The organism is Pseudomonas fluorescens (assembly GCF_003732425.1).
Taxonomy (GTDB): Bacteria; Pseudomonadota; Gammaproteobacteria; order Pseudomonadales; family Pseudomonadaceae; genus Aquipseudomonas; species Aquipseudomonas fluorescens_BE.
Map to the genome: position 1 here is coordinate 145560 of NZ_MOBX01000015.1, position 14690 is coordinate 160249.

General features: G+C 50.4%; 11 protein-coding genes and 1 pseudogene. All 12 read right to left on the minus strand.

Going from position 1 to position 14690, the window contains the following annotated elements; all coding sequences use genetic code 11:
• Window positions 1–153: 153 nt before the first annotated feature.
• Window positions 154–390, minus strand: a pseudogene (locus tag BK670_RS22625) (transposase domain-containing protein); the annotation flags it as partial.
• 507 nt (window positions 391–897) lie between these two features.
• Window positions 898–1251, minus strand: a complete 354-nt coding sequence (locus BK670_RS22630) for a DUF2304 domain-containing protein (protein WP_123453084.1) — start codon at window positions 1249–1251, stop codon at window positions 898–900.
• Window positions 1252–1255: 4 nt separating this feature from the next.
• The gene (locus BK670_RS22635) at window positions 1256–1930 is read right to left on the minus strand and encodes a glycosyltransferase family 2 protein (protein WP_123453086.1); all 675 of its coding nucleotides are present in this window, start codon (window positions 1928–1930) and stop codon (window positions 1256–1258) included.
• Between the two features lie 3 nt (window positions 1931–1933).
• Window positions 1934–2293, minus strand: coding sequence for an EamA family transporter (locus BK670_RS22640; protein WP_123453088.1), 360 nt, complete (start codon window positions 2291–2293; stop codon window positions 1934–1936).
• 10 nt (window positions 2294–2303) lie between these two features.
• Complete coding sequence (locus BK670_RS22645; protein ID WP_148047037.1) at window positions 2304–4118, minus strand: hypothetical protein; 1815 nt, start codon at window positions 4116–4118, stop codon at window positions 2304–2306.
• 347 nt (window positions 4119–4465) lie between these two features.
• A complete protein-coding gene (locus BK670_RS22650) occupies window positions 4466–8347 on the minus strand; it encodes a glycosyltransferase (protein ID WP_123453092.1) in 3882 nt (1293 codons plus the stop codon).
• Window positions 8348–8350: 3 nt separating this feature from the next.
• Window positions 8351–9610, minus strand: coding sequence for an ABC transporter ATP-binding protein (locus BK670_RS22655; RefSeq protein WP_123453094.1), 1260 nt, complete (start codon window positions 9608–9610; stop codon window positions 8351–8353).
• Complete coding sequence (locus BK670_RS22660; protein ID WP_123453096.1) at window positions 9610–10398, minus strand: ABC transporter permease; 789 nt, start codon at window positions 10396–10398, stop codon at window positions 9610–9612. The genes BK670_RS22655 and BK670_RS22660 overlap by 1 nt, the downstream gene beginning before the upstream one ends.
• 71 nt (window positions 10399–10469) lie before the next feature.
• Window positions 10470–11567, minus strand: coding sequence for an acyltransferase family protein (locus tag BK670_RS22665; protein ID WP_123453098.1), 1098 nt, complete (start codon window positions 11565–11567; stop codon window positions 10470–10472).
• 214 nt (window positions 11568–11781) lie between these two features.
• Window positions 11782–12804: an MraY family glycosyltransferase gene (locus BK670_RS22670; protein ID WP_123453100.1), complete on the minus strand. Its 1023-nt coding sequence runs from the start codon at window positions 12802–12804 to the stop codon at window positions 11782–11784.
• Window positions 12801–13760 carry a UDP-glucose 4-epimerase family protein gene (locus BK670_RS22675; protein ID WP_123453102.1) on the minus strand — a complete coding sequence of 320 codons (960 nt, stop codon included), beginning with the start codon at window positions 13758–13760 and terminating at the stop codon, window positions 12801–12803. The genes BK670_RS22670 and BK670_RS22675 overlap by 4 nt, the downstream gene beginning before the upstream one ends.
• Window positions 13757–14680 (minus strand): glycosyltransferase, encoded by a 924-nt coding sequence (locus BK670_RS22680; protein ID WP_123453104.1) that lies wholly within the window; start codon window positions 14678–14680, stop codon window positions 13757–13759. Before BK670_RS22680 ends, BK670_RS22675 begins: the two co-directional genes overlap by 4 nt.
• Window positions 14681–14690: the final 10 nt, after the last annotated feature.

Genomic DNA, 14690 nt, shown 5'->3' on the forward strand with positions numbered 1-14690 from the left:
AGTGAACATGCGGCAGAATTCTTGAGTTCTCGAGATGCGAACAAATCGTCGCAAAAGGGCTGAAGTGCCGGTTGAGCAAAGCCCCAGCAGGCGTAGCGTACGCATTAGGCGCCGCATCCGGCTCTGTTGTAAGCGCAATAAATCCCACCCATTTCAAAGTGGGTGGAGCTCTGGGCCAGGTGATTTAGATGAACAGTTCCACGGCAGCAAGCCTGCATAAGCCACAACCGAAGCAGCCGTGGGTAGGCGTTCAAATGCGCGTTGCAGCCACGCACAGGGTTCTTGGCCATCAGCTTTGGCTGTCTCGATCGGGCTCTAAAGTTGAGAACTGGCCATCGCGCCTTTGGTTGTATCGCTGAATAACCAGTTCTTTCTATCGATCAGGAAGGGCGAATCGCGCGTCTAGTCAAACTCGACAAGAACAGCAAGTCTATCGATGGCCTTTCGGAAGTCGACGGGCTTGGGTCAGATAGACTTTTCGACTTTGGCATCGGATCGCATCATCGCGGACTGGCTCCCGAGAGAATCGGGATCATCTAAGCGCTTTGAATGTGGGGTTGGTGGAGCGGTTACGGCTATACGAGCACACCGGCGTGTCATCACGCGTGAACGAAAGCATAAGTACGGAGAAGGTATCGAGGACGATGAATCGTTTTGATCTGCACCATTAGGTCCCCACCGCATGCCCGCATACGGTGGAGCCAGATGCGTTTTCAACCAGGACACCGCTGCTAAGCTTATCCACAGCTGCTGCGAAAAAAACAGCAATCCTCCCTGAGCAATTTTCAATCGACAGGATGTGTCAGTTTCAATCAGCACGAGCATTCTGCAAAAACTGTTCTTTGAGAATGATGCCTCTGGGCGCCGCGCCAGAACTCTGAAAGGCGCCCCTTCCGCCTATTCCTCTTTAGAACCGGTAACAGGCCTTTCCGAGTTTTCGCCCCGAACCGCGCGGTCAATCGCAATAAAACGCGAAAGACTTGTTATATTTTCATTTAGAGATTTAATTTGAACAGTAAGGAAAAATATAAACAAAGAGCCAATGGCAAACCACAAGTAAAGAAGTAAGTCAGCTCCACGACCAACCCCAAAAAACTCAGCTACCACCGTTGAATGTTCAGGAAGCAATACAAAATATATCGAGCAGCAAGAAAAGAACACTACTACCCAAGGGATAAAGCGCACACGCTGCCGCTGAATAATTGCACACACTATTAAAAAAACAAAAAACAACACAAGGATAATTTTCATAAAATCACCGTATAAACTTCGAGGACAACTGCTCAAGTAAAATCGAGAACGAATTAGATAACTTCTGCCCCTTGGCGATTGAGTACTCCGTATATGTAATCGTAACCGGATACTCTTTAACAACTAAGCGACACGCCCCAATAATATCAATAATTTCAGATGCATGCGACATTCTGTTCTGTCTGATTTTAATCTGCCTGGCTGCATTTACCGTAAAAACTCTTAACCCATTATGGGCATCGGTTAACCAGACGCCACTCACAACACCTGTAAAAAAAGCAGCACACTTCAGGAAAACACGACGGAATTTTGTAATCCCAACTGCATTACCAAGAAAGCGCGAGCCCAGAACGACATCAATATCGCCAGTTTTAATTAAATTGAGCATACCAACAACATCTTGAATGGAGTGCTGCCCATCGGCATCAAATGTAACAATATATTCGGCGTCATTTTTTATAGCAAACTCTATCCCTGTTTGCAAAGCAGCTCCTTGCCCAAGATTAATCGGGTGAGCAATGCACCAAGCACCTGTTTTTTTGAGTTCAGAATAAGTTTCATCTGATGAGCCGTCATCAACAACAACAACATTTTCAAAAACCAAACGAACATCTTCAACGACCCGCGAAATAACGCTTGCCTCATTATATGCTGCGATTACGATCCAAACCTTATTCATAAATCAATCACCCGAAACGCCGACAAGAACAACGCCAACCAAAATGAAGAAAACACCGGAAATATGAAACCAGTTGATTTTTTCACCCCAAAGCCACCACCCCAAAAAAACCATTATAGCAATAGAAAGAGAAACAAATGGGTAAGCGTAGGATATAGATATGGAACGTAAAAGCCAAATCCAGTAGATCGTCAGAAGGCCATAAATACCTATAGCCATGAAAAACTCAAAACTCGTCAACAGCGCACCAGCGATGGCGTAAATACTACCATGAGTGGAAATGGAAATCGCAACCCTCTTAAACAGGACCTGACCAAACACCATTCCAAACACATAAACCAAAAGAAAAACTATGTCTTTCACAAAAAAAACCTCACATTGAAACTAATCTGGCAGTACAGGTTTTATCGCCGCTAGGAACGACCTCATATACAGCACCCTTCGCAACATCAAAGAACCTGGAAAACTGATTCCAAAAAAGGGGTGACATATTATCAATATAAATATATTTCACGCTGCATAACTTTCGCGCAAAGAGACGCTGCCTGTAGTCCAAATTAATTCCGCGCTCCAGGTTATTATTATGATATATGTCATACCCTGCAGAATAAGCAATAAACTTTAACGGCATGGCTTTCATTTTGAAAATGAAATAGCCAAGAGTTATATTTTGATCATTAACATACCAAACCAGGTCGTTTTCATTGGCATATTTCTTAAGCTTTTCAGCCTTTAAGCGATACTCTTCATTTACCATGACAGGTGGTCTTTTAGACGTCACAAAAACCGATAGCAAGGATGGGCTCACAACCGTACTAAACGAAACCATTGCAGCCACAAAAATAGCAAATACCAGAGTGGAAATATGATTCCGCACGACCAGAAACTGCATCAAAAATGTCGCAAACAATACCACCATTAGATATCTTGAAAACGAATAGGGATCCTGCCCCCAAGGGGTCACGGCCGCAATATAAGCCAAAAACAATGTATAACTTACATTCGTCGCAATTAGAAGACCGACAGCTATCAGCTTATTTCGCGAGGGAATAGAACTACAAAAAACCAAGGATATACTTAAAGCAAAAATAGCAGCAACAAAAAACCATACTGGAGCAGACTTAAAATTAATGCTTGTCACGTAAAGCGGATCAATAAACCCTGCATGTACAAACTTATTATTTAAGACGACCAATAAACCTTTCCATAAATTTGCAAAAACTCCAGCACCTCCGCTTAATTTAGAAACATCAACGACGTCGCGTGACAAACCATAAAACCCAACATAAATAACCCAAGTGAAATATCCGACACACACCAAACCAAGCAAAAACAAGGCGCGCGGAAAAACAGCAATTAGTTTTTCCTTGTATAGAAAAACCCTTACAGCAAAAAAGTACACCAGAACAAAAAAAGAAAATATTAAACCAACATGCTTCATTAAAACTAACGACACACACAAAACAGCGACGACCTTAAAAGCCTCGGCACCTTTCTCATGCGCAAACTTCAAAGCACACAAAAAAATAACAGCCTGTAACGGATCAACATACAAGGCTGAAACAAGCGCTTGAAAAAAAATCAAATATGCAAAAAAAACAGCAACGGCAGTTCCTGCAAATTTGTATTTAGACTCAGAATATGAAATAGCGTATAGCCCAGACAACGCCATAACCCAAGTCAAGAAATAAGACGCACTGATACCGGTACCTTTAAGCAACACCTCGCCAAAGTACCGAAATAGCGATATTCCTGGAATGTAATCCGGAAAAATAAGTACGCCCGGTGCGACGGGAAGGTTTTTCTGAGTAATCAAGAACTCAATCTGAGCGCCCCAGTGCGAAAACTCGTCCCAAGCCCAATAATTGGCACCCCACGATGCGAAAAACGCGATCGTGAAAATCGCTGACAATTCGACACCGACACGAATAACAGTCCATTTCTGACTTTCAGTATATAGCAACTTCCATAACGCAAGCCCTATCCCAACGACTCCCAAGATAACTACAAAAATAATGCCTAATGAAAGAAGCTGCAGACAGGCAAACAAATAAAGTGTAATCATAATTCCCGAGCAGGCACAAATATACTCTGCGCGAGAGACACCAACTAATGCGGAAGAGAACAAAACCACCCAGCCAAAAAAAACCATCCACATCAATAATAAATCGATCACTTCAATACCCACTAAATTCATCGAAAAAGTGAAGCGCTAGGCAGAGAGCCTGCCACCGGTAGAGTCCGGAACCTCACACCAAAGAACTCAATTACAGATGGTCACGCCTTACTACTGGAAGACGGCCTCGTCGCGACGCTGAGCGTTCGGTAGTGTACAGCCCTGCGATGCGTCAATCTAGACTCTAGGATCTGGATAGTGATTGAACTTGCCTCCAGACGAACCGGAACGTGAAATTTGCCGCGGGCTGCGCAGAACGCAGCATTTCCGTTTACCGGGCAAAGTACCCACATCGCAGATCATGAAAAAAGCCATATCTAAATGGCTTTTTTCTGTCACTGATCAGCCTGAAGCACGGATCAATTTACCGTTCTGTAACCTTCGCACGACTTCGCTGCGCGGTCCTTGGCCGTATGGTAAGCCTCGTGCAACAGCTTGTGCCGTTCCAGACGCACATTCGGGTCAGCAGGTGTGCGGAACAACGACGTAGTCTTGGCTACATATGAGAATATATTGCCGTAACCATATCTCAACCACAGGTTCCAGTCTTCCAGATTGCTCATGTCCGTCTCGAACCCACCTCGCTGCAAGTACAAAGCGCGTTGAAACAGCAACGACTGAATCGGGATGAAGTTGTGATCGAGCAGAATGTTGTAGTCATACTCATGTTTGTAGTAGGACGGTGTTTCATGGCTGAGTTCGGTGTAACGACCATCTGCTCCGACAATCGTTCCTACTTCCATGGCCAGCGAGTATGCCGCCACTGACTGCGAGTTTTTCGATAAGGCGGCAACCAGTACCTCAACGTGATCCGAGAACAATAGGTCATCGTCATCCAGGAACATGCAATATTCGCCCTTAGCCATCTCCAGGCCATAATTGCCTGTCACCGAGCGCCCCACCTTGTCCATGCCATAAAAGCGGATTTCACGACCGTCAGGGGACTGGAACTCTCCCACCACCCCCTTCATGGTTTCACCACCGTCCTCCACCACAACCAGCTCCACGTTGGGATAGGTCTGATTCAGGACAGAGATGATCGCCTGGCGAAGGAACTCGTTTCGGTTACGGTAAGTCCGGGTCACGATCGTCACCAGTGGCGCATGTTCCAGCGGTTCACCTATGGCCCAGAACGCACCGTCGCGAGTCATCTCGTAGTCAAACCCGCGAAAAGGAAAACCTGCCTCCTTACTGGAACCTTTGCCCGACAGAAAGTGCGGCGCCTTGCGCACTATCTTGCCGATGTTGCCGATCAGATCACGGCGTGCGCCTGCGTAGGCCTCAGGCCGGAACAACAGCGCAATTTGCAGTGCCAGCCCGCCAAACTTGTCACAAAAATCACCATAACGCAGGCGAAGGTAAGCATTGGCCAATGTACTGCCAGCGAACTGTATCGGCTTGACGTGGTTTTCGTGCTCATAGGTGTAGTGATAAACCACCGCAGACGGGCAGTACTTCAACAGGTAACCGTAGGAACGCAGTCGGTAGGACAACTCGACATCTTCGCCATACATGAAGATTTCATGCTCGTATCCTCCTACTTTGGCATAGGCGGAACGCCGTATCAGAATACAGGCGTGGGAAGACCAGTTTGTTTCGTGGGTCACCGGATCATAATATTTCGGATGTTCATACGGTGCCTGGCGCAACTCCCATGTGCCAACGGCACCAGCAGTATCCGCATTAGCCGCGGCCACCACCTTGGCGATCGAGTCGTGAGCGAACACGATATCGATATTACTGATCAGAACATATTCCGAATCTCCAGTCTTGATCGCCCGGTCATGCCCCAAACCGAAACCCACATTGTCGCCCTGGATAACCTCAAAACCCGCCAGCTCGGCGCCCAGCTGAGCCTTCCAGCGCTGTAGATCTTTAACGGTGCAGTCCTTTGAACCGTTATCGACGAAGCACAGATTCAACTTTTGCAGCGGGTAATCTTGCGCTTTCAACGATGCAAAAAATCCCTCAACCCATTTACTGCTGTTGTAGGTGACAATCGAAACATCGATCAATGGCTGCACGTCGGAAACACGAGAACTATGCGTGTAACCAAAACGCCGATCAGCAATAGTCTGTAAAGCTTTGAGATTATTTCGCGAGTTGATGGCACGCATCATCTTGGCCCGTGCCGCATTGGCCAAATTCCGCAAACGCATGCGCACGCCAATCAAAAAGGGCAGTTTCTGATAAATCGGCCGCAGAACGACACGCGGGTTCGTCTGTATGCTCCGTAATTTCCAGTAGCCACGCAGCAGGACCTTCCGAACGCCCCTGAATGGGCGGGTCATGCGCCAGGACTTCGAGATATAAATCTGGTAGAGATCGTGTTTCAGCACGTCTATTTCTGATTTGCATGATGCGATCTGGAGATTCAGTTGCTCCTGCTCCAAGAGCAGTTGCCTTTGAATTTCTACAAGCTCATCGTTATCGTCCAGATAGCGGTCGTCGAGCACTGTAGTGAGCTTGTCATTCAAGTCCGAGATTTGATTGTTCGTCAAAAGCAGTTCATCCCTAACGTTCGACAGCTCACCTTGCGTGGCCAGATAGATTCCATTAAGTGTTGCCAACTCACCCTGTGCTTCTTGAACCTTCGCTTCAAGCCAAGTGATATAGGACTGCTGCCGGTAGCTTTCGAGGTCCGGATCGAAGGTATTTCTGACTGGATCCACAGCAACTGTCCGCGCCAATCGGGCGAGGTGTGCTGATGGTTCGTTAAACTGCGCAGCAGTCAAAAAGTAGTGCGACTGGGCAAAATCCAGTACTTGCGCACGCAATTCCGTAGAGCATGGCGCCGTAGCGCCGTTTGTTTGCCACAGCTCTGGAAGATCCTGCGGGTGCTCGACATCGATAACCAGCCCCGTACCACTGTAGGGTGCCGAGCCCAACACATAGACAGTCTTACCGGCCAGCGCAGCTTCGAAGCCTGCCGAGGAATTGATCGTGAACACCACATCGGCGCAGGCAATCAGCTCAGCGATACTTTCTTCCTTGTTTGCGATCTGGACATGCTCAGGTAAATCCGGCACATCATCCAGTGGATGTGGTTTGACGATCACCTTGTAGGGCGAGTCTGCCACAGTCGCGAGCACATGCTTAACGTATTCGGCCATGCTGGCAAACGGCGACCCCATGATAATGTTGGAGTCATCCTGTACCTGAAGCAGAATCAGTGCAGTCGGAATTCGGGTGGAGCCTTGAAAGCGATAACTTTCTTCCATCTCCGCGAGCCTTTCCCGCGCGGCATCTGTCGGCAGACTGCCTGACTGTTGCTGATACTCTGCAAACTCGGCACTGAAGCCACTGCGCACATTTACGCCACGGACATCCGAGTAATAGGCCATGGGATTGGGCGCGCGTAACATACCCAATTCATTAAAGATCAAAGGAACGTCTTTAGCCGCGCACGCTGTCTCAAGGGAGCCGTCATAGTTCCAGCAGAACACCAGATCGGGTTCGACGTTGTCGACCAACAACCCGACGAACTGGTCGTGAAACGCGAGGGGTTCTTTATTGAGCAGGCACTTCCAGTCATTCAGCCAATCCGGATGGGCTGATTGCGAATAATCACAATTGTAAATGCCTGGACTGATCCAGGCATGCCTGAAGTCTGGATACTCGGCTTTCAGCTCGTCAGAACCGACAAAAATACATTCCCAGCCCTCGTCGGCAAACTTGTTGGCCAAAGGCAGATAGACATCAACAATGCTGCTGAACAGAGTCGGACGATCTCGCAATATAAGCGGCAGCGTATAAAACACCACACGCTTGTATTTGCGCGATGCCACTTTTACAGCCGGGTCACCTGCCGCGATGCTGTCCGCAGGTACGTTGAATTTCACGACCGAATTCGCTGCAATAATTGCGCCCCGGCCGATTTCCACGCCCGCCAGCACCGAAGAATTGGCGCCGATCCAGACGTCGTCACCAATGCAGACACTTGCCAGTCGGAGCCCCTGATCCTTGATGGGCGCGCGCAAGTCATATCGGTGTGTCGATGAGGTGATGGAGACGTTGGGAGCAATTAACACATCCTTGCCAATTGTGACCTTGCCGCTGCCGTTGATCCATGTGCCGTAATTGATGACCGCACCGGAAGCGATGTTCAAGTAGCCTCCTGCACCACACTCAATGACGACGTTGTCGCGCAACTCAACACCGTCGCCGATGATGCACTCGGCCGTTTCGTCGACATGAAACCTGACTGTGTCTGCAACAGCCGCATTACCGATCTTAAGCATGATTCAAACAACCTTCACAACGTTGACTGTCGACGGGCAATAGGCGACTCCCACAATTTGACGCCCACCAGATACGCTGACTTTGCGCATCGGCCAGCGCTGATCCAGTTCGACGCGCTCGCCGTCCAGACTGGCCATCCCGATAAACAGGAAGTACTCCCCAGGCGCTACATTGAGCGGGAAGGAAAAACTGATTTTGTGCGCACCCGCGTCCAGGTCGAACTTGCATCCGGCCAACAGCGTGTTGTCACCTGCCACGTCGACACCTTTGGCGTCACGCAAGGAGTAACCCATGACCACTTCTTTGATATCTGTATAGGCCTGGACGTAGCAATGCATGGCAACATCTTCGGTCGGCTCGAAGTGGTTGGTCTGCGTGCCGTCAGCGCTGTAAAAATCAACTGCGTTGATCTTCGCCGCCCCGGACCCGAATCGAACTTCCGATATATCGCCCAATTCCGTGCCATAGGACACGTCGGCATGCTTCTCTTCCAGCACCGGGGCCGCAACCGCACTGCTGTTGCGAACTTTCTTTTCGTAGTTCTTGGTTGCCGTCAGTACATCGGTGCTGTAGTCGATGATCTGCCCGTTTTGCATCACTATGACCGCTTGGCAAAAGCGAATGACGGACTGAGTATCGTGAGAAACGAACAGAATGGTGGTGCCGCGCTCCTGCATATGCTTCATCTTGAGCATGCACTTGAGTTGGAAGCCCGCATCACCGACGCTAAGCGCTTCGTCCACGATCAGCACGTCGGGCTCCACGTTGATAGCCACGGAAAAGGCTAATCGTGCAAACATCCCGCTGCTGTACATACGAACGGGCTGATTGACGAAATCGCCAATATCGGCGAATTCCAGGATGGCTGCGAGACGGGTCTGCATCTCGGCATGGGAATAGCCCATTAGGGATCCCTGGAAATAGATATTTTCTACACCGGTGTAATCCGGATTGAAGCCAGCACCCAGTTCCAGCAACGAAGCGACCCGGCCAACCACCGAAACCTCGCCACTGGTGGGAGTGAGAACCCCTGTAAGAATTTTTAACAGGGTGCTTTTGCCGGCCCCGTTTTTACCTAGGATCCCGACTGTCTGGCCTTTCTCAACGGAGAAGGAAACATCAGTCAGTGCGTGAAAATCATGATGCCGGTGCTTGCCGAAGAGCGAAAGAGCTTCGACCAGCCTGTCAACCGGCTTGTTATAAAGCCGATACACCTTGCTGACATTACGGACGCTGATTGCGCTCTCATTCACTTCATTCATTACAAAACATCCGCAAAGTGGGGTCTTAGTTTTTTAAATGTACGCCAGCCCACCAATGCCAGGACAATCAACACTCCCCAAAAAAACAGGGTTTGAGTGGGCCGCTCCCAGAACCACACCCCGCGAATCAGAGAATCTCTGAATCCTTCAACAATGTACGCAAAAGGGTTCAGGCGCAGATAGGACGCTGCGCGTCCTTGAATGGCATCAATATCCCAGAATACCGGAGTCAGCCAGAAACCGAACTGTGTGGCCATAGCTACCAATTGGCTCAGGTCCGGAAAGAAGATCACCACTGAACTGGTAATCCACGCAATCGCCAACAGCAGCATGAACAGACAGACGATGTAATACACGACCTGCAACCAATAAAGGTTCGGTTCATAGCCATAAATGACGAACAGTAGCAGCAGAATAATCACAAAGAAGATGTGCACGAGGACAGCCGAAGTCAGTTTGACCAGTGGCAACAAGGAAACTTTGAAGACAATCTTCTTCACCAGAAAACTGTTTTCCTTGACTGCCGTGCAACCGGAGTTCAGTGCTTCAACCGTGAAGAACCAGGGCACCAGCCCGCACACCAGCCACAAGACAAAGGGAAAATCACCGTGAGGTGCCGCCTTGAAGCCAAACTGAAAAACAAACCACAAAATCAGCGTGGTCGCGCATGGCTGGATGAACACCCATAAAAAGCCAAGGTAGTTGGTCAGGTAGCGGGCCCGGAGATCATTTGAAACCAGACTCAGCAGAATTCTGCGATTTGCGAGCATTTCCCTGAGCCAACTCATCCTACATCTCCAAGTAACACGAGCACATTCACCACCGTTCTAAAACCACCAGACAACATCATGAATTCCATTTAACGATCCGGGCTCATCGACTTGAGATTTTCACCGGTTTCTGGAGCGAATACCGGCTTGACGTTATCAATATCGGCCATAGCCCTGGACTTTTCCTTGGGTTTGAACTTCAGCACACGTTTTTCTACCAGATGCCAGGAGGCGTATCCGAGCACCAGGGTCATGGCAATGGTGACGAACAAGTAAAGCGGATAGGAAATGTCTGGAAACTTGAGCAGTACAAACTGCTGAACCGGGAATGCGTAAATGTATACGCCGTACGAGCAGTCACCCACACGATTGACCCAGCTGCCCAGTCGACTGCTGGACAGACCATAAGCCAAAACAACGTATGGCAAGGTCAACCACAAAAGAACCTTGGACACCGGGGCGTACGGCGCCAACAAAATGGTCGCCATGATCAGCATACAAACACCTGAGAGGCTGAACCAACGTTCGAGCCGCCACTTTGCGAAGCAGGCGCCGATCATGAAATAGATACCGGTGAGGAAAATATTCCGCACATCGCTGTCGTAAATCACCACCAACGGGGCATCGCGCCAACACCAGAAAATTACTGTCAGTGCGAACAGTGCCGTTACTGCAACATAGGCCCAGCGTGAGCTGCGCAGAACAAGTCCCAGCGCCATGACCACCAGATACATGAAGAATTCGATCGGCAAACTCCACAGCGAGCCGTTGACGGCGTTAGGCACTCTTGCATGCTCAAGTACACCGGGCAAATAGAACACCGGGCTCAAGATGACATTTTTCAGGTACGACCAGAATTGCGGGTGGGTGAAATATTCGCCGACTGTCAACGTGGTGAATAGTGGCCCGAGAATGAACATACTGATCAGAACAACTACAATCAGCGCTGGAAAAATCCGCAAGGAACGCTTGATAAGAAAGTTGGTGGCTGAGGGGGTGAAATCCCAGCTCTTTACGATCAAATAACCGCTGATGACGAAGAAAATATCGATACCGAGGCCACCATAGGAGATAAGCCCCAGAAAACCGGCAGGGGGATTGCCATAGAACGCAAAAGAGTGTGCGTAAAGAACCATCAACGCAGCAATCAGCCGAAGCAGGTTTAAATTATTATCCTTATGCTGCATTTAGTACTGCTCCAACACTGATTGAACTGATCAAAACAAATGGACGGTAGTGTCATTAAAGACACTGGACGCGAGTGAATACGTTGACACCGACGGGAGAGGCAACCTTGCAGCCCTGCTACGTGTCCGGCGTACGAGGTCGCGAATCATAGCATTATCCGATACAGGCTCCCACGCTCACGCGACGCCTCGATCGACACAAAACACGCAGACCTCAGGGCGTCGGCAGTTCTCGCGTACCGGCTTTGAATCGCACGGCCAGCCAGAGCAACGGCGCGTAAGCAACGATCAACCCGACGAATCCAGGCACCATGCCTAGCGCTACTAAAAGCGCCCACGGTAGCAGCCAGCACAGATTCATCCCGACTACTGCGAGAGTGACCACCTTGTGACTCTGGAACTGTCGCGATGCGTATTGATAGGCATGGCTACGATGAGCCTGATACACCTTGTCGCCATTGAGCAGGCGGCGACACAGAGTCCAGGTTGCATCAACCACGAAAGCGCCCAATAGAATCATCCAGCTCCACAAAAGCTCCGGTGAGCGGCTCGCTGCCTCAAGCGAGAGAATGCCCAGCACAATACCCAGAAAACCGCTGCCGGCATCGCCCATGAAGATTCGTGCCGGTGGATAGTTCCAGCAAAGAAAACCGGCAATCGCCGCACTCAGCGTCAGAACGCCCCAGATCGGTGCTACTGGCCCGATCAGAAAATAGATCAGCGCACTTCCCAGGCAGGCACACAACGCTTCGGCGCTCGCCAACCCGTCAATTCCGTCCATGAAGTTATACAGATTAAGCATCCACACCAGATACACCGCAGCAAGCACGTGCCCCGTCCAGCCCAAGTCGAGGGTTCTATCGAAAAAGGCAACGGGCGGCAACCCTTGCAACCAGGTCAACGCCCAGATCGCCGCGGCGAAATGACCAAGCAAACGCCACCTTGCAGCGATGTGCCCATGATCATCGGCGAACCCGATAACAGCTACCAGCATTCCGCTGCCTGACAATGCAAATAGCGTTGCAGAATTCATCAGCCCCAGCCAGCCGAGCACGGGCAATGCCACCAGAAAACAAAATACTATCGCTACCCCGCCACCACGAGGCGTGGGTACCGAATGCGAGCTGCGCTCATTAGGAATATCCATAAGGCTTTTGGAGCGCGCGTAGTGCCGCACCCCCCACGTCAAAGCCCAAGACAGTATAAAAATCGCAAAAAATAATACACCGGCAATCATGTCTTTTGAGTGTCCAGAAAATGGTCTGCGGTACGACGCATGGCGGTGTCTACGTCAATCAGTGGCACCCAGCCCAGCAACTCGCGGTTTTTGCTGATATCGACCTGCAACGACTCACAAACTCGCTGCGCCATTGCGCGCTTGCCGAGGACGGTAGCGCAAAGGGTCAACAGCGTCGAAGGCACTGGCAAAAGTCTTGCATTTTTTCCCAGTGCTGACGCCAAGCGCTGCAGCAAGCGAGGCGTGGACAGATCATCACCGTCACTGACCAGAAAGGTTTGTCCTGCCGCAGCGGAATGATCCAGGCATATTTCGATCAAATCCAGCAGGTTGTCGATCGCGACCATACTGCGCTGGTTGCGAATCGCTCCCAACGGCAGCACCATGCCTTTATCGAGCCATCTGAGCAAACTGAGAAAATTGGCTTTTACGCCCGGTCCATAGACCAGCGGCGGGCGAATGATCACGATTTCCATGCCTGTCTCACAACCCAGCAAGCGCAAGGCCTGTTCCGCTTCGTGCTTGGATATACCGTAGGGATCCTGTGGTGCAGGTATATCGTTAGCCGTGAACGGCCTTCCAGAGGAGGTGCTTTCACCATTAACCTTGATTGAGCTGATGTAGACGAAGCGCTTGACCCCGGCCTGCGCCGCCGAACGAGCCAGTTGCAGCGTACCGTCCACGTTCACTCGACGAAACTCTGCCAGCGCATCACTCGCCGTTTCGTGCATGACATGCACTCGCGCCGCTGCATGCACGACCACCTGGATGCCAGACAATTGCTCTGCCGAACTGGCTCCCAATTCGAACCGGGCAACCGGACATAAACCCTGAAGACGTGTAGCCCCACGCACCGCGGCCACAGGCGTGTATTTTTGCCTGACCAGCAATCGAAAGATCAGAGCCTCGCCTACAAACCCACTCGCGCCGGTCACCCACACCTTTGGCGCGCTCATTGGGCAGTTTTCCCGATGAGGGCAGTGGCCCAGCAAATCAGAAAAAACAGGACACGATCCCTCACCCGGCGCCGGCAACGCCACGCCGAGAACGACAGCCGGATCAATTGCCATCGGCGCAAAGCCAGCCAGGCAGCAACGAAGGGATCGTCGCCCCGGCCTACCAGTCGCGCGATCAAAGCCACTTGAGTAAACCACCAGCCATCGTGAATGGTCTTATATCGAGCAATCATAGGACTTAAGCCCGTGTTGGCTCCCACCTGATTGTTTTGGTGCTGTCGGTAATCCATTGAAGGACGCGGATCGATATACCATCGATAACCATGGCTACGGGCAAATGCATAACAGTACCAATCGTGCAGACTCACACTTTGCAAGCGATCCCACTGCGCCAACATCGATTGCTTCATCGCCCGGACGAGCGACGTGGTCAGCACATATGTGCAACCTGGCCCCGCGGCTTCAAACAGAAAATCCCAACGAGTCTGCGGCTGTGCCTTGTTAAGCAAGTGAGTCCGACCATCCTCCCAGAACGCCGTCACGTTACTGGAGCAGGCATCCACGTTACGCTCACGCAAAATGCAGATTGCCCGCTGGAGCTTATCGCTGTGCCAGATGTCGTCCTGATCGGCGAAGGAAATGTAGTCATAGGTCGCGATATCGACATCACGGATCAGTCGGAAGAAATTACGCGAAGCCCCGCCGAAGCGCGCGCCAGTCGGCAGCAGAAAGACGTTTGCATGTTGCTCCGCAAAATCCGCGCACCAGACTTCCGTGCCATCAGTAGATGCATCAACGCTGATGTAGACGGTAACATCCACCGCAGATTGACCAAGGATCGAAGCCAATTGCTCTTCGATCCATTGCATTCCGTTGTAGGCAGCCAGCAAAACTGCAACCCGGGGAGTTGTTACTGGCATTCCATTCCTG